This window comes from Pseudomonas sp. SIMBA_068 (assembly GCF_046534705.1).
GTDB lineage: Bacteria > Pseudomonadota > Gammaproteobacteria > Pseudomonadales > Pseudomonadaceae > Aquipseudomonas > Aquipseudomonas putida.
The window spans coordinates 1-279 of record NZ_JAWRYI010000361.1 but is presented as its reverse complement, the minus strand read 5'-3'; the positions used below and the strand labels follow the sequence as shown (position 1 = coordinate 279).

At 61.3% G+C, this 279-nt stretch carries 1 protein-coding gene; it reads left to right on the top strand.

Annotated elements, in window-relative coordinates:
* Positions 1-279: M48 family metalloprotease (locus SB756_RS29535; protein ID WP_410913106.1), on the top strand; the 279-nt coding region annotated here is incomplete at both ends.

The window sequence follows — 279 nt, the reverse complement described above, 5'->3', positions numbered from 1 at the left end:
CGAGCGATGGAAGATCAGCAGCGCAGCGCGCCGCTGACCTGGGTCGGCGCGTTAGGTTCTATTTTACTGGCGATGGCCAGTCCGCAGGCGGGGATGGCGGCACTGACCGGTACACTGGCGGGAACGCGCCAGGGAATGATCAGCTTCACCCAGCAAAATGAACAGGAAGCGGACCGCATTGGTATTCAGGTGCTGCAACGCTCGGGATTCGATCCGCAGGCGATGCCAACCTTCCTCGAAAAATTACTCGATCAGGCGCGTTACTCCTCGCGCCCGCCG